The organism is Stenotrophomonas sp. MYb57 (assembly GCF_002966815.1).
Taxonomy (GTDB): Bacteria; Pseudomonadota; Gammaproteobacteria; order Xanthomonadales; family Xanthomonadaceae; genus Stenotrophomonas; species Stenotrophomonas indicatrix.
In genome coordinates this window covers 979207-1004482 of the sequence record NZ_CP023271.1, presented here as the reverse complement: position 1 = coordinate 1004482, position 25276 = coordinate 979207, and the positions used below count along the sequence as shown (strand labels likewise).

Below are 25276 nucleotides of genomic sequence, written 5' to 3'. Positions count from 1 at the left end.
GCTCAGTTTACCGGGCTGCCGTCGCGGATCTGGATCGCGGCGTTGCGGGCCAGGGTATCCACGCGTTCATTGTCCGGGTCGCCGGAATGGCCTTTCACCCAGCGCCAGTCGATCTGGTGCCGCAGCGTGGCGGCCTGCAGGCGCTCCCACAGTTCACGGTTCTTCACCGGGTCACCGCCGGCGGTCTTCCAGTTCTTGCGGATCCAGCCCGGCAGCCACTGGGTCAGGCCCTGCCGTACGTACTGCGAATCGGTATAGAGGACGATCTCACAGGGCTCGGTCAACGACTCCAGCCCGGAAATGGCCGCCATCAGCTCCATCCGATTGTTGGTGGTATGCGCTTCACCACCGCTCAGTTCGCGCTCGTGCCCCTTGTAGCGCAGCAGAGCCGCCCAGCCACCGGGGCCGGGATTGCCGAGGCAGGAACCGTCGGTGTGGATTTCGATGGTTTTCAATACAACTCCAGATCAGGTAGCAACGGTGCCGTGCCAGCGCACGGGCAACGGGGTCGGCCCGGGCAGGGCCAGCGTGCGTTTTTCAGCGTGGAACAGGCAGGCCGCGCGCAGGGGGGCCCAGCCGCCGCGACGGCGGCTGCCGGCACCCTGCCACATCGGCCCCAGGTAACGCATGTCCTCGCATTCCAGCCCATGGCGCTCAAGCAGCTGGCGGATCCGCTGCGGCGTGCGCACCACCAGCCCGTGCTGGCGCCAGCGCGTGCGGAACGGGCTGAACGGGTTGAGGCTGGTCAGCCACAGATGGCCGCCGGGCATCAGCACGCGCTCGCATTCGTCCAGCAGATGGTCGGCATCGCCGACGGTCACATGCTGCAGCACGATGGCGTTGACACTCTCATTGGGCAGCGGCAACGGCAGGGCACAGCGGGTATCGCCGGCGTAACCACTGCCCTGGCGATGCAGGCGCAGGCCCCGACCGCCCAGCTGCGCATCCGCCAGCCAGGCGGCGCTGGGGGCGATCCACAACCAGGGCCGGGTCGGCAGCAGCGACAGCTGCGGCAGCAGCAGCTGCCGTTCGAGCACGCGCAGGGCCTCCGCCGGTTCACTGTCGAACCACGGGGCTTGGCTCGCTTGACGGGTGCTCTGCAGCGCGGGCATGGTCCAATTCTATGCGACTGACTGCCCTGCCCGCATTTGCGGACAATTACATCTGGATGCTGATCGCCGACGACGGTGCTGCCGTGGTCGTCGATCCCGGCGACGCTGCGCCGGTACTGGCGCTGGCTGCCCAAGGCGTGCGCGTGGACACCATCCTGCTCACCCATCACCACGACGATCACATCGGCGGGGTACCGGCGCTGCAGGCGCGTTTCCCCGGGGTGCGCGTGATCGCACCGGTCGACGAGCGCATCCCGATGGCCACCGAGCGGGTCGGTGAAGGTGAACGTGTTCAGGCACTGGGCCGGATGTTCCACGTACTATCCGTCCCCGGGCACACCCGCAGCCACATCGCGTTTCACACCGCTGAACAGCTTTTCAGCGGAGATTCGTTGTTCAGCCTGGGCTGTGGACGCCTGTTCGAAGGTACGCCGTCCCAGCTGCTGGCATCGATGCGCAAGCTGGGTGCCCTGCCCGCGCAACTGCTGCTGTGTTGCGCTCACGAGTACACCGTGTCAAATGCCGTCTTCGCGCGGCATGTCGACCCCGCCAACGCTGCCTTGTTGCAGCGCCAAGAGGAGGCTTTGGCCATGCGCCGCGATGACCGTTCCACCCTGCCAGTATCCCTGGCCGATGAAATTGCCTGCAATCCGTTCCTGCGTACCCACACGGCGCCCATCCGCGCGGCCGTGTCGGCGCACCTGGGGCGCGAAGTCGTGGACGACGTCGACGTCATGGCCGGTCTCCGGCACTGGAAAGACGGCTTCCGCGCATGAGTCGCCGAAGTCTGCCGCTGGCCCTGGGTCTCGTCCTGGGGTTGGCCGGAACTGCCGGCGCACAATCGCTGGGCGCCGGCATCAGCCAGAACCTGACCGCCGCCTCGGCCCTGCCGCTGGATCCGTCAACGCTGCCGGCCGCATCGGTACGTAACGGCCAGGAGATCTTCTCCAGCTTCCGCGACGGCCTTGCAGAACCTACCTGTGACGCCGAAGCCACCAGCCCGCGCTGGCAGAAGCAGTTCGCCCATGCGCCTTCGCGGTTGGCCAACCAGGATGACGACGCGCTGGTGCTGTTCGGCTATGTGGTCGAAGAGCTGCGCAAAGCCAACCTGCCCACCGAATTCGCCCTGATTCCCTTCGTCGAAAGTGGCTACCGGCCCAATGCCCGCAACGGCAGCGGCCCGACCGGCCTGTGGCAGTTCATCGCCACCACGGCACGCAACCATCGCGTACCGATGAGCAACAACTACGACGGCCGACTGTCAGCAGTGGAGTCCACCCAGGCCGCCGTGCGCTACCTGAAGACCCTGCATGGCATGTTCGGCGGTGACTGGCGCCTGGCCACGATGGCCTACAACGCTGGTGAATACCGCGTGCTGCAGTCCATGCGCAAGGCCGGCATGAATGCGCAGAACGCCAAGCCGGCCGGCCTGCCCGGGCTGTCGCCGGTCACCCATGCCTACGTCGAGAAGCTGCATGCCCTGGCCTGCGTGCTGGAAGACGTGGAAGACCAGCCGGGCGTGATGGCCTCGCTGGACCGCACCGTACCGGTGCTGAAGGACCACACCCTGCCGGCGGGCACCAGCGTCCAGCAGTGGGCCGCCCAGCGCGCGCTGGACCCGGCGAAGATCGCCCGCCTGAATCCGGCACTGGCCGCCGGCAACCGCCCGTCGGGCACCGCCCGCGTACTTGCCCCGGTTTCGGCGTCCAACGCGGACGTTGCCGACATCACCAGCACGGCCGTTGCCACCGCAGTGGCCAGCACCGCCAGCGCCGCGCCGAGCCCGCAGGTGGCCAAGGTGGTCGCGTCGGCTGCCGATCGCCCGCGCAACCGTCGCCACACCGTGCGCAACGGTGAATCGGCCTGGACCATCGCCCGCCGCTACGGCATGCCGGTGAAGGCGCTGTTGTCGCTGAACGGCTTGAGCGGCAGCAGCGTGCTGAAGCCAGGCGCGGTACTGCGCGTCGAAGACTGAGGTCGGTGCGGCGCTGACGCGCGGTTTCCGGCCAACGGCGAAGCCCCTCGCGGGTGGCCCTGATCGCTCGTGTGCGGCCGGGCAGATAGGCTGCGCAGGGGCCGCTGCAAAGTCCCCCTCCGGGGCCCGGCCCAGCCGCTGGCGGCTGTGCGTTCGGGCGCTTGCGAAGCAGTGCTTCGCAAGCAAAGCGCCCTCACCCCTGTAAGCTCGGTCGCCGCCTGCTCGCGTGCGCTGTCCTGCGCACACGGCAAGACCGGGGTTGGGCGTCCTGCCCAACCCGCCCGAGGCATGCCTCGGGCCCATGCGGCTCACGCCCCTGCACAGCCCATCTGCCCGGCCGCGGACAAATTCCGGTGGCACCCGCGGATTGGAAGATGAAGAGCAGGAGCAGGTCGCTTCGCTTCTGGTCGCGGCCGACCTTGGTCGGTACTCATCGCGCAGGTCACGGATCGATCAGGGTTGCGACAACAAAAAAGGCCCGGCAATGCCGGGCCTTTTCGTTCCTGCTCGCCGGAGGGCTTACAGGTTCGCTTCGGTGGTCTGGATCAAGAATTTCTTGCGCATCGCCTCGATGTAGGCCTTGGCAGCAGCCATGCCGTCGATCTGGCTCAGCTGGTCCTTCAACTGCTTCTGCTGTTCGGCGGTCACTTCCTTGATGTCGCCCGGGTTGACCTTGTTCACCGCGAAGACCAGCGCATGGCCGTTGACATCGACCTTGCCGTAGCTCGGCTTGCCCTCGGCAGGCAGCGGCGCACTGAAGATCGCACGGTTGATCTCCGGGGTCGGCACCGGCTGGCTGCGCGGCAGGCCCGGCATCGGGCTCAGCTGCAGCTTCTCGCTGGCAGCCAGCGACTGCAGGGTCGCGCCGGCCTTCAGCTTGGCCAGCAGGGCATCGGCGGCCTTGTCACCGGCCTGGCGCTGACGGTCGGCACGGATCGCGGCGATCACCTGCTCACGCGCCTTGTCCAGCGGCAGCGCCTGCTCCGGGGTATGCGCGGCAACGCGGATCACCACGCTGTGGTTGCTGCTGCCGCCCAGGGCGATCGGATCGCTGGCGGTACCGTCCTGCACCAGGACGTCGGAGAAGGCGGCACGCAGCACGGCCGGATCAGCGGCAATACCGGTGGCGGTCGTGCGCGTGATCGGGCCCAGCGTCTGCATCGACAGGCCGACCGCCTTGGCGGCCGCGGACAGGTCGCTCGGGCTCTTGTTGATGGCATCGACCAGGCGGCCCGCCAGATCGTTGAAGCCGCGCTCGCCGTCGGCCTTCAACTGCTCGGCAGCCAAGGTGTCGCGTACTTCTTCGAAGGACTTGCCCTGGCCGCCACGAACCGCTGCGACCTTGATGATGTGGTAACCGAAGTCGGTCTTGACCGGGCCGATCACCTCACCCGCCTTGGCACCAAACAGTGCATCTTCGAACGGCTTGACCATCGCGCCCCGCTCCACCCAACCCAGGTCACCGCCCTGCGCCTTGGAGCCGGGGTCTTCCGAGTTCGCCTTGGCCAGCGCGGCAAAGTCGGCACCTGCCGCCTTTGCTTCGACAGCCAGCTTGGCGGCCTTGGCTTCAGCACCGTCGCCGGTGATCAGGATGTGCGCCGCCTGGCGCTGTTCCGGCGTGGTGAACTTGGCCTTCTCGTCTTCATAGCGCTTGCGCAGGGTCGCTTCGTCGGCCGCAGTCGGCGCCGGCAGGTTGGCACCATTGAGCTCGACATATTCCAGCGAGACCGATTCGGCCTGGCGGAAATCCTTGCCATGGCTGTCGTACCACTGCTTGATCTGCGCGTCGGTCACCGGCGCGGTATCCACCGGAACTTCCGGCAGTGCGGCCAGTTCGACATCGCGGGTCTCGCCCAGCAGCTTCAACAGACGCTCGGTCTCGGCCTGGGTAACAAAGCCGGAATTCTGCAGGCCCGACGGGATCACCGACTGCTGCAGGCTCTCACGCACCAGTTCCTGGAACTGGGTCGGCGTGCGCGGCGGATTGCCACCGGCCAGGGCCAGACGGTAATTGCTTTCGCTGAACTTGCCATCGGCGCCCAGGAAGCCCGGAATGGTGGTGATGTATTCGCGCACAGCGCCGTCGCCAATCACGACACCGGCCTGCTCACCGACCAGGCGCACGACCTGCTCGTCGATCAACTGGTCGAGCACGGCCAGCTTGTTCTCGGTGCTTTCGAACGCGCGCGGGTCGAAGTTCTCGCCCTGCTGCTGGCGTTCGCGCATGCGTTCCTGCTCGAAACGGGTGCGGAAGTCCTGTGCACTGATCTCATGGTGCTGCCACATCATGCGCACCGGCCACCAGGACGGTGCCGAGCGCCACCAGGTCGGCGGTGCCGAAACCTTGGCGACGTTCTGTGCGCCGACGCCACCGAGGTAGCTGTTGTCGATCACGAACAGGAACGGAATCATCAGCAGCCCCAGGATCACGGTGACGATCCAGCCTGAGGTCTTGTCGCGGAGTTTCTGCAGCATGGTGAGGAATCACAAGGCTTGATTGGCGAGCCCGGCAGTGTAACCCGCTTCGCGGCGTGGACCAAAAGCAGTGGCAGCAGGGCCTGGCGCCATCCCGCCCAGGCGATCTACAGGTTCGCGCGCATCGAATGAAGAAAACGGCGCAAAGAAAAAGCCCCCGACTTGCGTCGAGGGCTCTTAGAGTTGGCGGAGCGGACGGGACTCGAACCCGCGACCTCCGGCGTGACAGGCCAGCATTCTAACCAGCTGAACTACCGCTCCGCGCTTGAAACTTTGCAGGCGCTCAGTATATCCGAAGACTTCCTGAAAACCTACCCCGCTGAACACTTTTTTCAAAGTTTTTTCACGAGGATTTAAGAGTTTTGCAATGGCGGAGCGGACGGGACTCGAACCCGCGACCTCCGGCGTGACAGGCCAGCATTCTAACCAGCTGAACTACCGCTCCGTATTGCAGACCTCTTTGTTTTCTCTACAACCGGTTGGTTGGAGAGAAAACAAGGCCCCCAGCTTTTCGGCCGGGGGCCTCGTTGAAAATGGCGGAGCGGACGGGACTCGAACCCGCGACCTCCGGCGTGACAGGCCAGCATTCTAACCAGCTGAACTACCGCTCCACATTTCAAACTTACCGCGGTGCTGTGGTGGGTGCTGAGGGTTTCGAACCCCCGACCCTCTCCGTGTAAAGGAGACGCTCTACCGCTGAGCTAAGCACCCCAGCGAGCCGCTTAGTTTACAGCATCCTTCAGGGCCTTACCAGCCTTGAACGACGGATTCTTCGAAGCAGCGATCTTGATGGTGTCGCCGGTCTTCGGGTTGCGGCCGGTGCGGGCAGCACGGTCGCGGACCTGGAAGGTACCGAAGCCAACCAGGGTGACCGCATCGCCGTCCTTCAGCGCCTTGGTGACGGCAGCAACGACGGCATCGACAGCGCGGCTGGACTCGGCCTTGGTCAGGTCGGCAGCTTCAGCAACGGCATCGATCAATTCGGTCTTGTTCATTCTTTACAACTCCTTTGGCGGTGGGTTCCGCGTATTCGACAGGGAAGCAACCGCACGACGTCTGCATGCGGTTGCCATGTGGAAACGGTTCGCCGAATTCAGTGAGCGCTGACTGCGATCACTCATTCGCGAGTGCTGCTTTTATACCAGCGGCCCTACCCCCACGCAAGCTGGAAAGCCAGCAACGACGCGGGTTTCAAGCATTTCGACAGGACGCATCAATGCTTGACGCGCGCGTTTCCACTCGGTTTGGCCTTGCTGCGCACCGTGACGCGCTGCGCACTCTTGCGCGTCTTCTTCGGTGCCAGCGGACGTTCCAGGGCCAGATCGAGCACTTCCTCGATGTACTTCACCGGCACGATCTCCAGGTCGCGGGTGACGTTGGCCGGAATGTCAGCAAGATCCTTGCGGTTCTCATCGGGGATGATCACCGTGCGGATTCCGCCGCGCAGGGCCGCCAGCAGCTTCTCCTTGAGGCCGCCGATCGCGGTGACGCGACCACGCAGGGTGATTTCGCCGGTCATCGCCACATCGGCGCGCACGGCGACCTTGGTCAGCATCGACACCAGCGAGGTCACCATTGCCGCACCGGCACTGGGGCCATCCTTCGGCGTCGCACCATCGGGTACATGCAGGTGCACGTCGTGCTTCTGCAGGAAGTCCGCATCGATGCCGAAGCGCTCGGCACGCGAACGCACCACCGACAACGCCGCCGACGCTGATTCCTTCATCACGTTGCCGAGCTGGCCGGTCAGGATCAGCTGGCCCTTGCCCGGTACCAGCGTCGATTCGATCTGCAGCAGATCGCCACCGACTTCGGTCCAGGCCAGGCCCGTGACCAGGCCGATCTCGTTCTCTTCTTCGGCACGGCCGAAGTCGAAGCGACGCACGCCCAGGTACTTGTCCAGGTTCTTGCTCGACACGCTCACCAGCGCCTTGGACTTGCGCGCGCCCTTCTTCGCCTTCGCCACCGGCTGCGGCCCACCCAGCGCGATTTCCTTCACCACCTTGCGGCAGATCTTGGCGATCTCGCGTTCCAGGTTGCGCACGCCGGATTCGCGCGTGTAGTAGCGCACGATGTCCTGGATGGCATCGCTGCCAATCTCCAGCTCTTCCGGCTTCAGGCCGTTGGCCTTGATCTGCTTGGGCGACAGGTAACGGGTGGCGATGTTGAGCTTCTCATCCTCGGTGTAACCGGGGATGCGGATCACTTCCATGCGGTCCAGCAGCGGGCCGGGGATGTTGAGCGAGTTGGAGGTCGCCACGAACATCACTTCGGACAGGTCCAGGTCCACTTCCAGGTAGTGGTCGTTGAACGCGTTGTTCTGCTCGGGATCGAGCACTTCCAGCAGCGCCGAGGACGGATCGCCACGGAAGTCCATCGACATCTTGTCGATCTCGTCCAGCACGAACAGCGGGTTCTTGCTGCCGACCTTGTTGAGGTTCTGCACGATGCGGCCCGGCATCGAACCGACATAGGTACGACGGTGGCCACGGATCTCGGCTTCATCGCGCACGCCGCCGAGCGACATGCGCACGAACTTGCGGTTGGTGGCCTTGGCGATGGACTGGCCCAGCGAGGTCTTGCCCACGCCCGGCGGCCCGACCAGGCACAGGATCGGACCCTTCATCTGCTTCACCCGCGACTGCACCGCCAGGTATTCAAGGATGCGTTCCTTGACCTTCTCCAGGCCGTAGTGATCGGCATCGAGGGTGTCCTGCGCGGCCTTCAGGTCCTTGCGCACCTTGCTGCGCTTCTTCCACGGCACGCCCAGCAGCCACTCCAGGTAGTTGCGCACGACCGCTGCTTCGGCAGACATCGGCGACATCTGCTTGAGCTTGTTGAGCTCGTTGCGCGCCTTGGCTTCCACCGGCTTGGGCATGCCCGCTTCGGCGATCTTGCGCGCCAGCTCTTCCAGTTCGCCCGGCGCATCGTCCAGGTCACCCAGTTCCTTCTGGATGGCCTTCATCTGTTCGTTGAGGTAGTACTCGCGCTGGCTCTTTTCCATCTGCGACTTCACGCGGCCGCGGATGCGCTTTTCCATCTGCTGCACGTCGATCTCGCCGTCGACCAGGCCGACCAGCATCTCCAGGCGTTCGCCCACCGCCAGCGTTTCCAGCAGGCGCTGCTTGTCCGACAACCGCACGCTGATATGGGCGGCGATGGTGTCGGCCAGGCGTGTCGGCTCATCGATGCCGGCCAGGGTCTGCAGCAGTTCCGGCGGCAGCTTGCGGTTGGTCTTGACGTACTGCTCGAACAGCGACATCAGCGAGCGGGCGATGGCCTCGATTTCGCGCGGCTCACGTGCATCGGCGGCCTCGATTTCCACGGCCTGGCCGTGCAGCGATCCATCGCGTTCGCTGACGCTGGTCACCTGCACGCGCGACAGGCCTTCGACCAGCACCTTGATGGTGCCGTCAGGCAGCTTCAGCAGCTGCAGGACCTGCGCCAGGGTGCCGACCTGGTAGAGGTCGGCGGCCTGCGGGTCATCGGTCTCGGCCGACTTCTGCGCCAGCAGCAGGATGCGCTTGTCTGCTTCCATCGCCTGTTCCAGCGCGTGCATGGACTTGTCGCGGCCGACGAACAGCGGGATGACCATGTGCGGGAATACCACTACGTCGCGCAGCGGCAGGACCGGCAGGTCGAGGGTCTCACTTGGGGAACGGGCCATGGGGGCTCCAGGGAAGGGGAAAACCGTCTCCGGGAGGGCATCTTCCGGAGACAAAAAAAGCCGATGGCCCCGTTATGGGGCCATCGGCTTTCAGATGCAAGACGTTCCGAGAAAATTCTTTCTATTCAACAAGTTGAAAGAATCATTCGGCGCCGGCGGCCTTCTGTTCAGGGACCGGCGGGGTCTGGTAGATCAGGTAGGGCTCGGACTTGTGCTCGATCACCGATTCATCCACGACAACCTTGCTGACGTTTTCCTGCGACGGCAGGTCGTACATGGTGTCCAGCAGGACCGATTCGACGATGGTGCGCAGGCCACGGGCACCGGTCTTGCGCTTGAGCGCCTTCTTGGCGATGGCCGACAAGGCGTCCGGACGGAACTCCAGCTCGACGTTCTCCATCTCGAACAGCTTCTTGAACTGCTTGGTGATGGCGTTCTTCGGCTCGGTCAGGATGCGGATCAGGGCCGGCTCGTCCAGCTCTTCCAGGGTCGCGACCACCGGCAGGCGGCCCACGAACTCGGGAATCAGGCCGAACTTGATCAGGTCTTCCGGCTCGACTTCAGCCAGCACCTTGCCCACTTCCTGCTTGCGCTCGCTGCTCTTCACCTTGGCGCCGAAACCGATGCCACCGGCGTCGTTGGAGCGCTGCTGGATCACCTTGTCCAGGCCGGCAAACGCGCCGCCGCAGATGAACAGGATGTTCTTGGTGTCCACCTGCAGGAATTCCTGCTGCGGATGCTTGCGCCCACCCTGCGGCGGAACGCTGGCCACGGTGCCTTCGATCAGCTTCAACAGGGCCTGCTGCACGCCTTCGCCGGACACATCGCGGGTGATCGACGGGTTCTCGCTCTTGCGCGAGATCTTGTCGATTTCATCGATGTAGACGATGCCCTGCTGTGCCTTCTCGACGTCGTAGTCGCACTTCTGCAGCAGCTTCTGGATGATGTTCTCCACGTCCTCGCCCACGTAACCGGCTTCGGTCAGCGTGGTGGCGTCGGCCATGGTGAACGGCACGTTGAGCAGGCGGGCCAGGGTCTCGGCCAGCAGGGTCTTGCCCGAACCGGTCGGACCGACCAGCAGGATGTTCGACTTCGCCAGCTCGACTTCGTCGTTCTTCTGGCGGCTCTCGATGCGCTTGTAATGGTTGTACACGGCCACGGCCAGGGTCCGCTTGGCGCGGTTCTGTCCGATCACGTACTGGTCGAGCACCTCGAGGATCTCGCGCGGCTTGGGCAGCGAACTGCGCGCCGACTGCGCCTTCTCCTCAAGCTCCTCTCGGATGATGTCGTTGCACAGCTCCACGCACTCATCACAGATGAACACGCTCGGACCGGCAATCAGCTTGCGCACTTCATGCTGGCTCTTGCCGCAGAAAGAGCAGTAGAGGATCTTGCCGGTGTCCGTGGAACGACCTTGGCGGTCTTCGCTCATGCTTCGCTTACCCAGTTACCCCACCCGCTGAACGGGGGTTCGATTCGAGAATAACACAGGGCCGGAGGGACATCAGTCCACCCGACCCTGCAGGAACGGGGCCTGCCATGGCCCCGTGAGTGCCGGTCAGCCGGCCTGGATCGACTCTTCCGGACGACGCTCCAGGACCTGGTCGACCAGGCCGTAGGCGACCGCATCGACCGCGCTCTTGAAGTTGTCGCGCTCGGTATCGCGCGCGATGGTCTCCAGCGACTGGCCGGTGTGCTTGGCCAGCACTTCGTTCAGGCGCGCACGCAGGGTCAGGATCTCGCGTGCGTGGATGTCGATGTCGGTGGCCTGGCCCTGGAAGCCACCCAGCGGCTGGTGGATCATCACCCGCGAGTTCGGCAGCGCATAGCGCTTGCCCGCCGCACCGGACGCCAGCAGCAGCGCGCCCATCGAGGCGGCCTGGCCAACGCAGATGGTGCTCACGTCCGGCTTGATGTACTGCATGGTGTCGTAGATCGCCATGCCGGCGGTGACCACGCCACCCGGCGAGTTGATGTAGATGCTGATGTCCTTTTCCGGGTTTTCCGCTTCCAGGAACAGCAGCTGCGCCACCACCACGTTGGCCATGTGATCGTCGATCGGGCCAACCAGGAAGATCAGGCGCTCCTTCAACAGGCGCGAATAGATGTCGTAGGCACGCTCGCCGCGGCTGGTCTGCTCGACCACCATGGGAACCATGTTCAGGGCTTTGGTTCGGTTGTCCATTTCGTGAGGTACCTATCTTGGGGGGAAACACCCCCGCGCCAGGGCTGGCGCGGGGTATCCGGCAATCCGCCAGGGATTACTGGCGGATCGCGTCCTGGAACGACAGCTTTTCTTCAGTGTGCTGGGCGCGCTCGGCGATCCAGTCGATCACCTGCTCTTCCATCACGCGGTTCTGCAGGCCAGACATCAGCTGGGGGTCGTTGCGGTACATCTCAATGACCTGTTCCGGCTCTTCGTAGGTCGAGGCGATCAGACGCATCGTTTCATTCAGACGCTTCGGCTCCAGGCGCAGGTCGTTGCTGCGGGCCACTTCGCCGACCACCAGGCCGACCAGCACGCGCTTGGCAGCAGCGTCCTTGAAGCCTTCGTGGGCGTCGGCCGGGATCTCGCCCGGGTTGCGGCCACTGCGGCGGATCTGCTCGACCTGCTGGGCCAGCATGGCACGGGCTTCGTTCTCGACCAGGCGCGGCGGCATTTCCACCGACGAATAGGCCGCGATCAGCTGCTCGCCGACTTCACGACGCAGGCGGTTCATCAGTGCGCCCTTCAGCTCACGCTCGAGGTTGGCGCGGATGTCGCTGCGGAACTGCTCGACGTCGCCACCCTTCACGCCGAAGCTCTTGATGAAGGCTTCATCGACGGCCGGCACGACCGGCTCGGACACGTCGCTGACCTTCACGGTGACCTGCACGGTCTTGCCCGCCAGCGCCGGCACGCGCCAGTCAGCCGGGAACTCGACGTCCAGGGTCTTCTCTTCGTCCTTGGCCATGCCGACCAGGCCCTGCTCGATGGTCTCGAACATCATGCCCTGGCCGAGCACGATGCTGCCCTTCTCGGTGCCTTCTGCCGGCAGGCGCTCGTCACCGGCCTGCGACCAGGTTTCCAGTGCGACCAGATCGCCGTCCTGTGCGGCGCGGGTAACCGGCGACCAGCTGCGACGCTGCGTCTGCAGGTTCTCGATCATCTGGTCGATGTCGGCATCGGTGATTTCGGCAGTGTGGCGCACCACGGTCAGCTTGCTGACGTCGATGTCACCGAAGTCCGGCACCACTTCGACGGTGGCCACGAAGGAGAACTCACCCTCGTCACCCTTGTCGATGCGCGGGCTGCCGACGATGCGCAGGTCGTGCTCACGCACGGCGGCGTCGAAGGTTTCGCGCAGAAGGCCGTCCAGCGCCTCGCCACGGACCTGCGCGCCGAAGCGCTGCTCGATCACCTTGGCCGGCACTTTGCCCGGACGGAAACCCTTGATGCGGGTGGTGCGGGCGATTTCGCCCAGGCGGCCGTTGATGTGGCTCTGCAGACGGTCTTCCGGCAGCGAGAAGCTCAGGCGGCGTTCCAGGTTGCCGATGGTTTCAATCGAAGCTTGCATGTTGACTCCTGCCACCGGTGGCGCCCTGGCCCCCGGCTCGATGATGGATGAAACGGTTGTAAGGACACGACGTCGATGACGCGCCTGCTTGCCGCAGCCCTTTAGTTTCGCCCAATTCGGGCGGCGCCGCCAGCACGGCCGGGCGCAGGGGTTGACGCGGAATGCCCGACTGGGCGGGGGACGGGCCGGCCTGGTGCGAAAGGGGGGACTCGAACCCCCACGCCTTGCGGCACTGGAACCTAAATCCAGGGCGTCTACCAATTCCGCCACTTTCGCGTGGCCGGCTCAGGTGTTCATTGTTGCAGGCGAGGGCGGAAAGCGGAAGGCTTCCACAAAACTGAACAGGGAAATTGCCCTTTGGAGTCGGCCTGGGCGCATCCCGCCCCAGGCCGATCCGGGTCAGCTGGCGGCCGGCGCGGGCTCGGGTGTTTCGCCCGCAGGGACGCCGGCCGCATCGTCACTGGGCGTTTCCAGCGTGGCGCCATCGGCGGAGCGCGTCATTTCAACCGCGCCAGCAGGCAGCGCCTCCCCTGTCGCCCCGGTCGACTGCGCGGCGTCGCGCCCCTCCACCGGCTGTGCAGCGACGTGGTCGACATCCGCAGATCGCTCGACCGTCCGCGCGTAATCCGGTGCAGCGGCGGTAGCCGCCTCATCCGCCCTGCAGCCTGACAGCGCGATCACCACCAGGCCGGACAGCATCACGCCCGTGCTCTTGTTGAACGTCATCGAAGCACTCCTCATGCATGCGCCTTCGGCGCGGAACACCTATTGGGAGCGATGCCGGCAGCAACCGGTGAGAAGCAGCTCACAGCATTGAACATGCTGATGACGCATGTGACGCTGATTTCAGCCGTGCTTCAGTAGAGCCAGGCGATGCGTGGACTGCGCGCTTCGTGCGGCCTTCATCCACGCATGGCGTGGATCTACCGACGCTGCCGCAAGCAAGAAAAAAGCCACTTGGCGGACCAAGTGGCTTTCGCCTGGTGGGCTGTCAAGGATTCGAACCTTGGGGACGCGGCTGCGCATTCGCGCTGCCGCCCCACGCGCTGCTGCGCACCGCGCGGGCCCCTCTCACCAACGCCCACATCCCCCCGGCTTCGCCGCGCCCCTTGACTCAAGGGGGCTATCCTCCAGCCGGCTCCACGCCAACGGAGACATAAAGAAAAAAGCCACTTGGCGGACCAAGTGGCTTTCGTCTGGTGGGCTGTCAAGGATTCGAACCTTGGACCTATTGATTAAGAGTCAACTGCTCTACCAACTGAGCTAACAGCCCGAAATCGGGGGGGGCGAATTATGACCCGATCCGCGAGGGCGTTGCAAGCACTTTCTTCAACGTCGTTGAAACAAGCACTGCAACCGGCGATCCATCGCGAAGGGTTACATCTTGAAGAAAAAAGCCACCGGGCGGACCCGATGGCTTCTGTCTTGGTGGGCTGTCAAGGATTCGAACCTTGGACCTATTGATTAAGAGTCAACTGCTCTACCAACTGAGCTAACAGCCCTTGAAACTCAGGCGCACATTATAGCCGGCGACCTGTTTATTGCAATACCGTTTCGGCGATGCCGATGCGGTTGAATCAGTGGGGTGGCTGAGGGGATTCGAACCCCCGACCACCGGAATCACAATCCGGTACTCTAACCAACTGAGCTACAGCCACCACTGAAACTTTCGCTTCACCGCCAATGCTGCCGACGCTGACGCTTGATACGTTGCCCGAGGACTGTCACCGAAGTTCAGGTCCGCCGAAGCGAGTCCGATATTCTGGTGGAGTCTGCATGCTTTTGCAAGCACTTCTTCACATCCGCCAGCTACGTTCCGGTGTCGCGCCAATGGCGCGCCCGACAGGAATCGAACCTGTAACCGCCGGCTTAGAAGGCCGGTGCTCTATCCAGTTGAGCTACGGGCGCCCGAACCGGAACGGCGTCCAATCCGACGTGACGTGGGATTGGTCGGGGTAGAGGGATTCGAACCCCCGACATCCTGCTCCCAAAGCAGGCGCGCTACCAGACTGCGCTATACCCCGGTGTTGCAATCCCCTCGGGCATGGACCCGGGGAGCTGGCCATTGTGGCCAAGCGCCCTGCGAACTGTCAACGCGCAATCCCAGCCCTGCCCCGCCATGACCACGGCTTGCGCAGTCATCGGCTATGCTCGCAGCCAGCGGCCGGATGGCCCAATCGCCCCCTTTTCGCACGGAGACTTCGCATGCGCAGCGGCAACCCGGCTCTTTCCGAGTCGACCTTCCTCGATCTGGCCAGTGGCTCGGTGGTGACCAGCCCAGACCAGGCCATGACCCTCAATGGCACCGTCAACAAGACCGGCTTCCTGCTGCTGCTGACCGTGCTGACCGCGGCCTTCGCCTGGAACCAGACCGTGGACGACTACGGCCAGGTGATGGCCGGCGCCAAGCTGTACGCCATGGGCGGGGCGATCGGTGGCCTGGTGCTGGCCCTGATCACCGTGTTCAAGAAGGAATGGTCGCCGGTCACTGCACCACTCTATGCGCTGGTGGAAGGCCTGTTCCTGGGTGCCATCTCGGCCGTGTTCAACATGAAGTTCCCGGGCATCGTGTTCCAGGCCGTGCTGCTGACCTTCGGCACCCTGTTCGCACTGCTGTTCGCCTACCGCAGCGGCCTGATCAAGGCCACCGAGAACTTCAAGCTCGGCGTGGTCGCCGCCACCGGCGGCATCGCCCTGCTGTACCTGGCCTCGTTCGTGCTGGGCTTCTTCAACATCAACGTGCCGGTGATCCATGACGCCAGCTGGCTGGGCATCGCCTTCAGCCTGTTCGTGGTGGTCGTGGCCGCGCTGAACCTGGTGCTGGATTTCGACTTCATCGAAACCGGCGTGGCCCAGCGCGCGCCGAAGTACATGGAATGGTATGGCGCATTCGGCCTGATGGTGACCCTGGTCTGGCTGTATGTGGAGTTCCTGCGCCTGCTGTCGAAGATCCAGCAGCGCTGATCCAGTCCATGCCGTAAACGACAAGGCCGCGGTCCGTCGGGATCGCGGCCTTTTTTGTAGCGTCGAGCACGCTCGACTCCCGCGGAAATACGCCCATGGCAGCCCCCATCCCTCCCCGCTTCCACAGCTATCGCCCGGCCGATGGCCATCGCCTGCCACACGATCCGTTCAACGCCATCATCGGCCCGCGCCCCATCGGCTGGATCTCCAGTCGTGATGCCGACAGCAATGTGAACCTGGCGCCCTACAGCTTCTTCAACGCGTTCAACTACACGCCGCCGATCATTGGTTTCAGCAGCCAGGGCCGCAAGGACTCGCTGCGCAACATCGAAGCCACCGGCGAGTTCGTCTGGAACCTCGCCACATTCGATCTGGCCCAGGCAATGAACGAAAGCTGCCGCGCAGTCGCGCCCGACGTGGACGAGTTCGTCCTGGCAGGGCTGACACCACTGGCCTCGGAGCAGGTGGCACCGCCGCGCGTTGCGCAGAGCCCGGTGAGCATGGAGTGCCGCTGCACGCAGATCGTGCGTCTGCGTGATGCGGTCGGCAATGACACCAATGGCTGGCTGGTACTGGGAGAAGTGGTCGCCGTGCATATCGATACGCGGTTGCTCGTCGACGGCGTCTACGACACCGCAGCGAGCGACACCATCCTGCGCGGTGGCGGACCGGCCGACTACTTCCGGATCACCGCCGATCAACGCTTCCGCATGCTGCGGCCCACCTGACCCCTCATCCCGCCGCCCCACGGGACAGCAGGATCGGCAGCGACGAGGCCAGCATGGCCATGCCGGAAGCGGTCAGCAGGCCGAGGACGATCTGCCGGAAACGCGCCTCACTGATACCGATATACAGCTTCGCCCCCAGCAGCGTGGGTACCAGCATCGCCGGCGCGACAATGGCGAAGTACGGCAGCATCTGCCGGGTGACCATGCCGGTACCGACATAGGTGGCCATGGTCACCGCCAGCATCGCCAGGTTGAAGTTCTGGATGACCGCGCGCTGCTCGTCCTTGCCGAAGCCCCGCAGCGTGCTCCACAGGGTCGGTATCGGCCCGGCGAAGCCACCGATGCCACTGAGCACACCACCGGCCATGCCGGCCAGCGCGTCGCCGAACCGGCCGCCAACGGTGACCGGTGGCAACGAACGCGCCATCAGCATCACCGGGCACCACAGCGCCAGGAAACCTCCCAGCAGCGCCTTGAACCAGGCCATGTCCAGCTGCGGCAGCACCAGCACGCCAAGCGGAATGCCCGCCAACCCACCGAGCACGAACGGCAGCAGCAGGCGCAGGTTGAAGCCACGGCGCACGGTGAATACCGCCAGCAACTGGCCGACCAGCGCGCCGAACACCGACAGCGTCGCCGCAAGCCGGGGATCCAGCCCCCACGCCCAGAACGACATCGCGACCATGCCGAACGCGAATCCCGACAGGCCCTGCACGAACCCCGCGACGATCGCGCCCAGCGCGACCAGCAGATACACCGGCTCCATCCCCACTCCTCACCACTGCCGTGCGACTTACCCTGCCGCACCCGACGCTGCAGCGTAATGCGTGGCGAGATGATCGACCAGCGCGCGCACCTTCGGCGCCAGCGCACGCGCATGGGGATACAGCGCGAAATAGCAGCGCGTGCCACCGTGCCAGCTGGGAAGCACACGGATCAAGCGGCCGGCGCGAAGATCTTCCTGCACCGTAAGCGCGGTGAACAGACTGATGCCCATGCCGGCCAGCACGGCCGCATACAGTGCCGGCGTGGCGTCCACGCGCAGTCGTTGGCCTGCTTCCACGCTGGCGATGACACCGCGCGGTCCGTGCAGCTGCCACGGCGTCATCGCCGCAACAGGGTTGAACCCCAACAAGGTGTGGTTCTGCAGGTCGGCCACCTGTCGAGGCAGTCCCTGCCGGGCGAGGTACGCCGGTGCCGCAACCAGGATGCGCGGGCATCGCGCCAGTTCACGGGCGACCAGCTGACTGTCAGGCAGGGACGGTGCGATGCGCAGGGCGAGGTCGAAGCCACCGCCGACCACATCGACCAGCTGATCGTCGGCCGACAGTTCCAGCGCCACCTGGCGATAGCGCGCCAGGAAGCCAGGCAGCCAATGCGGCAGCTCCTGGCTGGCGACCACCTGCGGCACGCTGACCCGCACGCGCCCGCTGGGCTGGGCCTGGCCGGCCCGCGCACGGTCATCGGCGGCCTCCAGCCGGTCAAGCAGCGCCACCGCCTCGCGGTAGTAGTCGCGCCCGGCCTCGGTCAGCGACAGCCGCCGGCTGTTGCGATCCAGCAGCCGCACCTGCAGGTGCTCTTCAAGTTGACGCAGCTGCCGCGACATCGCCGAATGGGTGGTACCCAGCCGCTCGGCGGCGGCAGTGAAACTGCCGGCGTCGACGATCGCGCGCAGGGCTCGCAGGGCGGCGAAATGGTCCATCGGCAGCGCGCTCCAGTCGGTGGGGCCCGCAGGCTGCGGACCCCGCCAGCTTATCAAGTGCCGTTGCCTGCCTTGCGCACCGGCAGGGCCAGAATCGCCGAGGTGGTCATCACATCGCCAAAGGCATCCTCGATCTGCGCCAGCGACGCCTCATGCAATGCGCGATGGCCGATGGTCCCGCCATTGGCCAGATCCAGATCACGGCTGGCAGAGGCATCGGAAGCCACGATCACCCGGTAGCCGCGCGGCGCCGCAGCAGCATCGCGTGCAGCACCGGCAACGCAGGCATGGGTCTGCAGCCCGGTGACGATGAGGGTGTCGATACCGGCATCCTCCAGCACCTTGTCCAGTGCCGCTGCCGAGGTACCGGCGAACACGCTGACGTTGTCCTTCTGCACCACGGTCTCGCCCTTGCGCGGTTGCATGTCACGGTGGAATGCCGAGTTGACACTGCCTTCTGCAAATAGCGGCGCGCCTGCCGGCAATACGTGCTGCACATGGATCACGCGGATGCCGTTGGCATCAGCGAAGTCGACCACGCGACGCGTCTGCCGCAGGGCCGCCACGCCATCGGGAATGACCATGCGACCACCGGCGAAACCGGGCGCGGCGCTGGCGTCGAAGTACTCGTTCTGGAAGTCGATCACCAGCACGGCCGTCTTCGCTGCGTCGAGCGAGGTGGCAGCCGCAGCGCCAGCCATATGGCGGATGGTGGGGTGGACCGGCTCGGCGGCGACAACCGGGGCGGTGGCAGCCATGCCGATCAGGCCGGCCAGGCCGAAAGCAGTGAGGTTCATGGTCAAGCTCCTGTGCGGTGGAAAGTGGGCACAGGATGAGGAGCATTGAATGCACGAACCAGCCGCCGTTGAGCACACAATCTGTGCGGTTTTCGCACAGATCATTTTCCTTGCAGATGATGCCGCCATCCACGCATGGCGTGGATCTACTGGCCGGTGAAACGCAGCGGGGCGCCCGAAGGCGCCCCGCTGTGGATCCAATCGGAGTCGAGCCGCCGCTTACAGGCGGCTGGCGATCGCCTTGGCGAAGCCCATCGTGTTGCCGGTGCCGCCGAGGTCGCCGGTCAGCGAATCCTTGGCTTCCATCGTGGCGACGATGGCCTTGCGCAGGCGCTCGGCGTTTTCCGGCTGGCCGACGTGGTCCAGCATCTGTGCCGCCGCCAGCAGCAGGGCGCACGGATTGGCCTTGCCCTGGCCGGCGATGTCCGGCGCGGTGCCGTGCACGGCTTCGAAGATCGCCGCGTCCTTGCCGATGTTGGCGCCCGGGGCCAGGCCCAGGCCACCGACCAGACCGGCGCACAGGTCGGAAATGATGTCACCGAACAGGTTGGTGGTGACGATCACATCGAACTGTTCCGGACGCATCACCAGCTGCATGCAGCAGTTGTCGACGATCATTTCCTGGAACTCGATGTCCGGGTACTGCGCGGCGACTTCGCGCGCCACGGCCAGGAACAGGCCCGAGGTCGACTTGATGATGTTGGCCTTGTGCACGGCGGTGACCTTCTTGCGGCCGACACTGCGGGCCAGCTCGAAGGCGTAACGCACGATGCGCTCGGAGCCCTTGCGGGTGATGCGGGTGCCGGAGAAAGCGGTCTCGCCGTCGGCCGACACTTCCTGGCCTTCGGCCAGGTACGCACCTTCGGTGTTCTCACGAACGGTGATCAGGTCGACGTTGTCGAAACGCGACTTGGTGTTCGGGAAGGTGTGGGCCGGACGCACGTTGGCGTACAGGTCGAAGTGGCGGCGCAGGCTGACGTTGATCGAGGTGAAACCGCCACCGACCGGGGTGGTCAGCGGGCTCTTCAGCGCGACCTTGTTGCGCGCGATCGATTCCAGGGTCACCGCCGGCATCAGATCGCCGTGCTTCTCCAGGGCCACCAGGCCGGCGTCGGCGTCTTCGTACTCCAGGCCAGTGTTGAGCTGGTCGAGCACGAACAGGGTGGCGTCCATGATTTCCGGGCCAATGCCGTCGCCGCGGATGACCGTAATTTTCTGCGTCATTGATCGATGTTCCGAACAGGGGGAAAAACGCCGTCCGGACGTGCCCGGAAACGCCGGCGCAAAGGAAGTTTCACCCGCAATTATGCCTGAGCCGGGGCCGAGGTCCCAAATAGACCATGGTCCCAGTCCCCGGCTCAGGCAGAATTGCCCGCGCATTCCTCCTTATCCCCGCGCCTGCGGCGCGCCCCCTTGAACAACAAGGGGGCTCCTGGGCTGCGGGATCGCGGGGAAGGCCCCGGTGCAGGCATTTACCGGGTAGTGCCGGCCGCTGGCCGGCAACCTCTGCCGATTTGGGTCCACCAGATGCCGGCCAGCGGCCAGCACTACCAGAGGGCCCGGTTCGCGGTAGCGGCCAGGCTCAGTGCTCGTGCGCTGCCGGGGCGGCGGCGCCACCTTCCAGCTGATCGAGGAAGTCCACCGCGCGGCGCAGGTGCGGGATCACGATCGAGCCGCCGACCACCAGACCTACCGAGAAGGTCTCGAAGAACTCCTCACGGGTGACGCCGGCGTCCTTGCACTGGGCCACGTGGTAGCTGATGCAGTCGTCGCAGCGCAGCACCATCGAGGCCACCAGGCCCAGCAGCTCCTTGGTCTTCACGTCCAGCGCGCCGGCCTGGTAGGTCTGCGTATCCAGCGCGAAGAAGCGGCGCACCACCTGGTTCGGCTCGCCCAGGATGCGTTCATTCATGCGCTTGCGGAAGTCGGTGAACTCGGCGATCCGGTCCTTGCCGCCGTCGTCGGCCGCGCTCATGCCTGGCCCTGCCCGGCCAGCAGCGGCTCGAGCTTGCCTTCACGATGCAGGGCCATCATGTCGTCGTAGCCACCCACGTGGACGTCGCCCACGAAGATCTGCGGGACGCTGGTGCGTCGGGTCTTGGCCATCATCTTCTCGCGCTCGACCGGGTCCAGGTCGATGCGGACCTCGGTCCATTGCTGGCCCTTGCTCTTGAGGAAGTTCTTGGCGGCCACGCAGTACGGGCAGACGGCGGTGGAATAGATGGTGATGGCGGGGGTAGCGCCGGCGGACTGGGCTGTCACGGGAAACTCCACGATGGATCGACGGTCCATATATGGTACCGGTGCGCTGGAATTTCCACGCCACGCCCGCAACACTGTGGATTGATTAACGAATGGTTGCCCCCTGCCCTGCCACGCTGGGCCGACCCTGCCCGAGGACCGACCGCTTGCGACCCCTGCTGCTCACCGCTGCCCTGACCCTGGCCCTGGCCGCCCCGCTGGCGCAGGCCCAGGAGAAGCTGCCGGACATCGGCTCCTCGGCGGGCGAACTGCTGACCCCGGCCCGGCAGGCCGAGTACGGCGCGATGATGCTGCGCGAACTGCGCAACTATGGCTACCTGCTGGACGATCCCCTGGTCAACGACTGGCTGCAGACCATGGGCACCCGCCTCGGATCCAACAGTGACCAGCCACGCCAGCCCTACACGTTCTTCGTGATGAAAGACCGCCAGATCAATGCCTTCGCCACCCTCGGCGGCTATATCGGCGTCAATGCCGGCCTGGTGCTGACGGCCGAGCGCGAGGACGAGGTGGCGGCGGTGCTGTCGCACGAAATCGCCCACGTCACCCAGCAGCACGTGCTGCGCGGGGTCGAGCGCGCCCAGCGCGACCAGATCCCGATCCTGCTGGGGATGCTGGCGGCGGTGGTTGCCGCCCAGGCCAGCAACAGTTCGTCCTCGGGCAACGCGACCATGGCCGCGATCAGCTCGGGCATGGGCCTGATGCAGCAACGGCAGATCGACTACACCCGCTCCAACGAATCGGAGGCCGACCGGCTGGGCATCCGCACGCTGTCGCGCAGCGGCTACGACGTGGATGCGATGGCCGGCTTCTTCGAACGCATGTCCTCGGCGATGCGCGGCAACGATGGCGGCTACAGCGTTCCCGACTTCCTGCGCACCCACCCGGTCAACACCACCCGCATTAGCGAGGCCAAGGCCCGCGCCGAACAGATGAAGAAGGACACGGTGCTGCTGACCACGCGCACGCCCAGCGGCGAGCGCAAGGAGCGAGTGGATCCCGCCGACCCGACCCTGGGCGATCCGCTGCTGCGCGGCATCAACCCACTGCTGCCCGGCAGCGTGCTGCGGGTTCCGATCGGCCAGCTCAGCCGCGGCGCCAGTGGCGATTTCAACTGGGCCCGTGAGCGCCTGCGCGTGCTCAGCGCCGACAGCCCGGCCGACCTGCAACGCGAGTACGCCGATCTTGCGCGCAGGCAGAAGGACGGCCTGGATGACGCCCAGCGCTATGGCCAGGCGCTGGCCACGATGCGCGGTGGCCGCAGCGGTGCCAGCCAGGCCCGGCAGACCCTCACCGACCTGCTGAAGACCCACCCGGACAGCCTGTGGGTCGCCCTGGCCCTGGCCGAAGCGGAGTCGCGCACCGGCCAATCCACCCAGGCCAATGCGCGCTTCGAGCAGCTGCTGCACGAACACCCCAACAGCCGGCCGGTGGCCCTGACCTACGCCGAGATCCTGAACGAGCAGGGAGGCCAGGCCGCGGGCCAGCGCGCGCAGGCGATGCTGCGCCCCCTGCTGTCGCAAAGCGGTAACGATCCGGTCTTCCAGCAGCGCTACGCCCGCGCCAGTGAACTGGCCGGCGACAGCGTCCGCGCCAGCGAGGCCTATGCCGAGGCGGCGTTCCTGGGCGGGCGCCCGGAACAGGCCCTGATGCAGCTGCAGGCACTCAAGCGCAACCCCGCGCTGGACTATGTCGGTCGGGCCCGGGTGGATGCGCGGATCGAGTCGATCACGCCCACCGTGCTCGAGCTGCGCCGGCAGGGCGTGCAGGACCCGGATCTGGACCGCCGCTGAGTGCGGCATGACCGGCAGATGGCAGCAATGCCAGATGCCGGCCAGGCAGTCACAAACATGTCATCAAACCGTAGTCTACTGGCACCACTCCAGTAACTGAGCCCTACGGTGCCCTCGTGCAGAAACGCATCCTGATCGTCGATGACGAGCCCGCGATCCGCGAAATGGTCGCTTTCGCCCTTCGCAAGGGCGATTACGAACCTGTCCACGCCGGTGACGCCCGCGAGGCCCAGACCGCCATCGCCGACCGCGTCCCCGACCTGATCCTGCTCGACTGGATGCTGCCCGGCACCAGCGGCCTGGACCTGGCCCGGCGCTGGCGCAAGGAAACCCTCACCCGCGAAGTGCCGATCATCATGCTGACCGCGCGCGGCGAAGAGAACGACCGCGTCGGCGGCCTCGAAGCCGGTGTCGACGACTACGTGGTCAAGCCGTTCTCGGCGCGCGAACTGCTGGCGCGTATCCGCGCGGTCATGCGCCGCGCCCGCGACGATGACGAGGACGGCAGCGTGGCGGTGGGTGCGATCCGCATCGACGGTGCCGCCCATCGCGTGTTCGCCAACGACCAGCCGGTGCCGATCGGCCCGACCGAGTACCGCCTGCTGCACTTCTTCATGACCCACCCCGAGCGCGTGTATACCCGCGCGCAGTTGCTGGACCACGTGTGGGGCGGCAGCGTGTATGTGGAAGAACGCACCATCGACGTGCATATCCGCCGCCTGCGCAAGACGCTGGAACCGTTCAACGCCGAGAACATGGTGCAGACCGTGCGCGGCGCCGGTTACCGCTTCTCCACCGCAACCTGAGCCTCGTCGTGCCGGCGCCGTGCACCCCACGGTGCCGGCGTCGGCAACTCTGCTATAACTTCCGGTTCACCTGCGTGAACCGCCGCAACCCACGACGAGACCGCAATGCCCCGCCACATCCGCTCTGCCTGGTTGAAGACACTGGCCACCGTGGCCACCGTGTTGCTGTTGGCCGGTCTGGTCGGTTGGTTCACTGGCCACCTGTGGCTGTGCATCGCGCTGGCGGCACTGGCGACGCTGGTCTGGCACTACTGGCGGCTGCGCCGCGTGCTGCGCCGGCTGACCGCGCGCCAGCGCTGGGACACCGCCGCCGAAGGCACCGGCGTCTGGAACGAGCTGGACCGCCTGCTGTACCGCAACCAGGTCGAGATGCGCGTGCGCAAGCGGCGACTGCTGGACATGCTGCGCAGCTATCGCGCTGCAGCGGCCGCGCTGCCCGACGCCGTGGTGGTGCTGGACCGCAACAGCCAGCGCGTGCAGTGGTTCAACGAAGCGGCCACGGCCCTGCTCGGCCTGCACCATCCGGGCGACCTGGGTGAGGCCTTGGTCGAACGCCTGCAGCCGATGCCGCTGGCCCACTGGCTGGCCGGTGGCCGCAATGCCGAACCGATCCTGGACGTGCCCTCGCCGGTCGATCCTGCGATTCGCCTGAACCTGCGCCTGATTCCCTATTCGTCCGACTACTGGCTGTTGATCGCCCGTGACGTCAGCAAGCTGCTGCGCCTGGAACAGGTACGCCGCGACTTCGTGGCCAACGTTTCACATGAGCTACGCACCCCGCTCACCGTGGTCCACGGCTACCTGGACATGATGGACCCGGAGGACTTCCCGGGAACCGGACCGATGCTGGAGGAAATGCGCAAGCAGAGCCAGCGCATGGCCCAGCTGGTGGAGGACCTGCTGACCCTGTCGCGGCTGGAATCGCAGGAACACAGCGAGGCCGAGACGGTGGCGATGCAGCCCATGCTGGCCACCCTGCGCCGCGAAGCCGAAGCGCACAGCCAGGGCCGGCACCAGATCAGCATCGACGACCTGGCCGGCGTGGACCTGCAGGGCTCGACCAAGGAACTGCACAGCGCGTTCTCCAACCTGGTCACCAACGCGGTGCGCTACACCCCGGCCGGTGGCCGCATCGCGGTGGAGTTCCGCCGCGAGGGCGACGGCGTGGTGCTGGCGGTACGCGATACCGGCTACGGCATTCCGGCCACCCACCTGCCCCGCCTGACCGAACGCTTCTACCGCGTCTCCAGCAGCCGCTCGCGCGAAAGCGGCGGCACCGGCCTGGGCCTGTCGATCGTCAAGCACATCCTCGGTCTGCACCACGCACGCCTGGAAATCGACAGCGAGGTCGGCAAGGGCTCGGTGTTCGCCTGCCATTTCGATGCCGACCACGTGCGACCGCGTGAGTCCGCCCCCCTGACCTCCTTCGAAGAATGAC

22 protein-coding genes and 10 tRNA genes are annotated in these 25276 nt (G+C 65.6%); 7 read left to right on the top strand and 25 right to left on the bottom strand.

The window, feature by feature from the left end; all coding sequences use genetic code 11:
• Nucleotides 1-2: 2 nt before the first annotated feature.
• Entirely contained in the window at nt 3-455 is a 453-nt protein-coding gene (gene rnhA, locus CLM74_RS04575) for a ribonuclease HI (protein ID WP_025878155.1), read from the bottom strand.
• Nucleotides 456-467: 12 nt separating this feature from the next.
• A complete protein-coding gene (locus CLM74_RS04570; RefSeq protein ID WP_025878154.1) occupies nt 468-1112 on the bottom strand; it encodes a methyltransferase domain-containing protein in 645 nt (214 codons plus the stop codon).
• An 11-nt stretch (nt 1113-1123) separates the two neighbouring features.
• Between CLM74_RS04570 and gloB the strand changes: the two genes are divergently transcribed.
• Nucleotides 1124-1888, top strand: coding sequence for a hydroxyacylglutathione hydrolase (gene gloB, locus CLM74_RS04565; protein ID WP_105163519.1), 765 nt, complete (start codon nt 1124-1126; stop codon nt 1886-1888).
• Nucleotides 1885-3087 (top strand): lytic transglycosylase domain-containing protein, encoded by a 1203-nt coding sequence (locus CLM74_RS04560; protein ID WP_105163518.1) that lies wholly within the window; start codon nt 1885-1887, stop codon nt 3085-3087. Before gloB ends, CLM74_RS04560 begins: the two co-directional genes overlap by 4 nt.
• Nucleotides 3088-3606: 519 nt before the next feature.
• Here CLM74_RS04560 and CLM74_RS04555 read toward each other — a convergent pair.
• The 17 genes from CLM74_RS04555 to CLM74_RS04470 all read right to left on the bottom strand — a co-directional run bounded on the left by CLM74_RS04555 (nt 3607) and on the right by CLM74_RS04470 (nt 14810).
• Complete coding sequence (locus tag CLM74_RS04555; RefSeq protein ID WP_032977385.1) at nt 3607-5562, bottom strand: peptidyl-prolyl cis-trans isomerase; 1956 nt, start codon at nt 5560-5562, stop codon at nt 3607-3609.
• A 184-nt stretch (nt 5563-5746) separates the two neighbouring features.
• Nucleotides 5747-5823, bottom strand: a tRNA-Asp gene (locus CLM74_RS04550).
• A gap of 107 nt (nt 5824-5930) precedes the next feature.
• A tRNA-Asp gene (locus tag CLM74_RS04545) sits at nt 5931-6007 on the bottom strand.
• 89 nt (nt 6008-6096) lie between these two features.
• A tRNA-Asp gene (locus CLM74_RS04540) sits at nt 6097-6173 on the bottom strand.
• Nucleotides 6174-6198: 25 nt separating this feature from the next.
• Nucleotides 6199-6273, bottom strand: a tRNA-Val gene (locus CLM74_RS04535).
• 11 nt (nt 6274-6284) lie between these two features.
• Nucleotides 6285-6557 carry an HU family DNA-binding protein gene (locus CLM74_RS04530; protein WP_004146343.1) on the bottom strand — a complete coding sequence of 91 codons (273 nt, stop codon included), beginning with the start codon at nt 6555-6557 and terminating at the stop codon, nt 6285-6287.
• Between the two features lie 218 nt (nt 6558-6775).
• Nucleotides 6776-9229 (bottom strand): endopeptidase La, encoded by a 2454-nt coding sequence (lon, locus tag CLM74_RS04525; RefSeq protein WP_025878144.1) that lies wholly within the window; start codon nt 9227-9229, stop codon nt 6776-6778.
• Between the two features lie 142 nt (nt 9230-9371).
• Entirely contained in the window at nt 9372-10661 is a 1290-nt protein-coding gene (gene clpX / locus CLM74_RS04520; RefSeq protein ID WP_025878143.1) for an ATP-dependent Clp protease ATP-binding subunit ClpX, read from the bottom strand.
• A 126-nt stretch (nt 10662-10787) separates the two neighbouring features.
• On the bottom strand, nt 10788-11414 hold the full coding sequence (gene clpP / locus CLM74_RS04515) for an ATP-dependent Clp endopeptidase proteolytic subunit ClpP (protein WP_025878142.1): 627 nt from the start codon (nt 11412-11414) through the stop codon (nt 10788-10790).
• 76 nt (nt 11415-11490) lie between these two features.
• Nucleotides 11491-12786 carry a trigger factor gene (tig, locus tag CLM74_RS04510; RefSeq protein WP_025878140.1) on the bottom strand — a complete coding sequence of 432 codons (1296 nt, stop codon included), beginning with the start codon at nt 12784-12786 and terminating at the stop codon, nt 11491-11493.
• 191 nt (nt 12787-12977) lie between these two features.
• Nucleotides 12978-13062: transfer RNA gene (locus CLM74_RS04505), tRNA-Leu, on the bottom strand.
• A 123-nt stretch (nt 13063-13185) separates the two neighbouring features.
• On the bottom strand, nt 13186-13512 hold the full coding sequence (locus tag CLM74_RS04500; RefSeq protein WP_105163517.1) for a hypothetical protein: 327 nt from the start codon (nt 13510-13512) through the stop codon (nt 13186-13188).
• A gap of 471 nt (nt 13513-13983) precedes the next feature.
• Nucleotides 13984-14059 (bottom strand) — tRNA-Lys (locus CLM74_RS04490).
• A 153-nt stretch (nt 14060-14212) separates the two neighbouring features.
• Nucleotides 14213-14288 (bottom strand) — tRNA-Lys (locus CLM74_RS04485).
• A gap of 79 nt (nt 14289-14367) precedes the next feature.
• A tRNA-His gene (locus tag CLM74_RS04480) sits at nt 14368-14444 on the bottom strand.
• A 173-nt stretch (nt 14445-14617) separates the two neighbouring features.
• Nucleotides 14618-14694 (bottom strand) — tRNA-Arg (locus tag CLM74_RS04475).
• 39 nt (nt 14695-14733) lie between these two features.
• Nucleotides 14734-14810 (bottom strand) — tRNA-Pro (locus tag CLM74_RS04470).
• 181 nt (nt 14811-14991) lie between these two features.
• Between CLM74_RS04470 and CLM74_RS04465 the strand changes: the two genes are divergently transcribed.
• Together CLM74_RS04465 and CLM74_RS04460 are read left to right on the top strand one after the other, a co-directional pair.
• On the top strand, nt 14992-15750 hold the full coding sequence (locus CLM74_RS04465; RefSeq protein WP_025878135.1) for a Bax inhibitor-1/YccA family protein: 759 nt from the start codon (nt 14992-14994) through the stop codon (nt 15748-15750).
• 95 nt (nt 15751-15845) lie between these two features.
• Nucleotides 15846-16478, top strand: coding sequence for a flavin reductase family protein (locus CLM74_RS04460; RefSeq protein ID WP_105163515.1), 633 nt, complete (start codon nt 15846-15848; stop codon nt 16476-16478).
• Nucleotides 16479-16482: 4 nt separating this feature from the next.
• Here CLM74_RS04460 and CLM74_RS04455 read toward each other — a convergent pair whose 3' ends face one another.
• The 6 genes from CLM74_RS04455 to grxC form a co-directional block, all read right to left on the bottom strand.
• Entirely contained in the window at nt 16483-17244 is a 762-nt protein-coding gene (locus CLM74_RS04455; protein ID WP_105163514.1) for a sulfite exporter TauE/SafE family protein, read from the bottom strand.
• A gap of 27 nt (nt 17245-17271) precedes the next feature.
• On the bottom strand, nt 17272-18180 hold the full coding sequence (locus tag CLM74_RS04450; RefSeq protein ID WP_032977394.1) for a LysR family transcriptional regulator: 909 nt from the start codon (nt 18178-18180) through the stop codon (nt 17272-17274).
• Between the two features lie 53 nt (nt 18181-18233).
• Nucleotides 18234-18977: a cysteine hydrolase gene (locus CLM74_RS04445; protein ID WP_105163513.1), complete on the bottom strand. Its 744-nt coding sequence runs from the start codon at nt 18975-18977 to the stop codon at nt 18234-18236.
• A gap of 219 nt (nt 18978-19196) precedes the next feature.
• A complete protein-coding gene (locus tag CLM74_RS04440; protein ID WP_033830456.1) occupies nt 19197-20201 on the bottom strand; it encodes an isocitrate dehydrogenase in 1005 nt (334 codons plus the stop codon).
• 358 nt (nt 20202-20559) lie between these two features.
• On the bottom strand, nt 20560-20952 hold the full coding sequence (locus tag CLM74_RS04435; RefSeq protein ID WP_105163512.1) for a carboxymuconolactone decarboxylase family protein: 393 nt from the start codon (nt 20950-20952) through the stop codon (nt 20560-20562).
• A complete protein-coding gene (gene grxC / locus CLM74_RS04430; RefSeq protein WP_025878124.1) occupies nt 20949-21239 on the bottom strand; it encodes a glutaredoxin 3 in 291 nt (96 codons plus the stop codon). The genes CLM74_RS04435 and grxC overlap by 4 nt, the downstream gene beginning before the upstream one ends.
• Nucleotides 21240-21331: 92 nt before the next feature.
• Here grxC and CLM74_RS04425 point away from each other — a divergent pair, with 92 nt between their 5' ends.
• From CLM74_RS04425 to phoR, 3 genes are all read left to right on the top strand, one after another.
• Complete coding sequence (locus CLM74_RS04425) at nt 21332-23032, top strand: M48 family metalloprotease (RefSeq protein ID WP_193601141.1); 1701 nt, start codon at nt 21332-21334, stop codon at nt 23030-23032.
• A 116-nt stretch (nt 23033-23148) separates the two neighbouring features.
• Nucleotides 23149-23838 carry a phosphate regulon transcriptional regulator PhoB gene (phoB, locus tag CLM74_RS04420; RefSeq protein ID WP_025878121.1) on the top strand — a complete coding sequence of 230 codons (690 nt, stop codon included), beginning with the start codon at nt 23149-23151 and terminating at the stop codon, nt 23836-23838.
• Nucleotides 23839-23943: 105 nt separating this feature from the next.
• Nucleotides 23944-25275 carry a phosphate regulon sensor histidine kinase PhoR gene (phoR, locus tag CLM74_RS04415; RefSeq protein WP_025878120.1) on the top strand — a complete coding sequence of 444 codons (1332 nt, stop codon included), beginning with the start codon at nt 23944-23946 and terminating at the stop codon, nt 25273-25275.
• The last annotated feature ends 1 nt before the right edge of the window (nt 25276 follow it).

Coding starts and splice junctions, on each gene's coding strand:
- CLM74_RS04570 (WP_025878154.1), bottom strand. CDS start 1,112: ATGCCCGCGCTGCAGAGCACCCGTCAAGCGAGCCAAGCCCCGTGGTTC.
- gloB (WP_105163519.1), top strand. CDS start 1,124: ATGCGACTGACTGCCCTGCCCGCATTTGCGGACAATTACATCTGGATG.
- CLM74_RS04560 (WP_105163518.1), top strand. CDS start 1,885: ATGAGTCGCCGAAGTCTGCCGCTGGCCCTGGGTCTCGTCCTGGGGTTG.
- CLM74_RS04555 (WP_032977385.1), bottom strand. CDS start 5,562: ATGCTGCAGAAACTCCGCGACAAGACCTCAGGCTGGATCGTCACCGTG.
- CLM74_RS04530 (WP_004146343.1), bottom strand. CDS start 6,557: ATGAACAAGACCGAATTGATCGATGCCGTTGCTGAAGCTGCCGACCTG.
- lon (WP_025878144.1), bottom strand. CDS start 9,229: ATGGCCCGTTCCCCAAGTGAGACCCTCGACCTGCCGGTCCTGCCGCTG.
- clpX (WP_025878143.1), bottom strand. CDS start 10,661: ATGAGCGAAGACCGCCAAGGTCGTTCCACGGACACCGGCAAGATCCTC.
- clpP (WP_025878142.1), bottom strand. CDS start 11,414: ATGGACAACCGAACCAAAGCCCTGAACATGGTTCCCATGGTGGTCGAG.
- tig (WP_025878140.1), bottom strand. CDS start 12,786: ATGCAAGCTTCGATTGAAACCATCGGCAACCTGGAACGCCGCCTGAGC.
- CLM74_RS04500 (WP_105163517.1), bottom strand. CDS start 13,512: ATGACGTTCAACAAGAGCACGGGCGTGATGCTGTCCGGCCTGGTGGTG.
- CLM74_RS04465 (WP_025878135.1), top strand. CDS start 14,992: ATGCGCAGCGGCAACCCGGCTCTTTCCGAGTCGACCTTCCTCGATCTG.
- CLM74_RS04460 (WP_105163515.1), top strand. CDS start 15,846: ATGGCAGCCCCCATCCCTCCCCGCTTCCACAGCTATCGCCCGGCCGAT.
- CLM74_RS04455 (WP_105163514.1), bottom strand. CDS start 17,244: ATGGAGCCGGTGTATCTGCTGGTCGCGCTGGGCGCGATCGTCGCGGGG.
- CLM74_RS04450 (WP_032977394.1), bottom strand. CDS start 18,180: ATGGACCATTTCGCCGCCCTGCGAGCCCTGCGCGCGATCGTCGACGCC.
- CLM74_RS04445 (WP_105163513.1), bottom strand. CDS start 18,977: ATGAACCTCACTGCTTTCGGCCTGGCCGGCCTGATCGGCATGGCTGCC.
- CLM74_RS04440 (WP_033830456.1), bottom strand. CDS start 20,201: ATGACGCAGAAAATTACGGTCATCCGCGGCGACGGCATTGGCCCGGAA.
- CLM74_RS04435 (WP_105163512.1), bottom strand. CDS start 20,952: ATGAGCGCGGCCGACGACGGCGGCAAGGACCGGATCGCCGAGTTCACC.
- CLM74_RS04425 (WP_193601141.1), top strand. CDS start 21,332: ATGGTTGCCCCCTGCCCTGCCACGCTGGGCCGACCCTGCCCGAGGACC.
- phoR (WP_025878120.1), top strand. CDS start 23,944: ATGCCCCGCCACATCCGCTCTGCCTGGTTGAAGACACTGGCCACCGTG.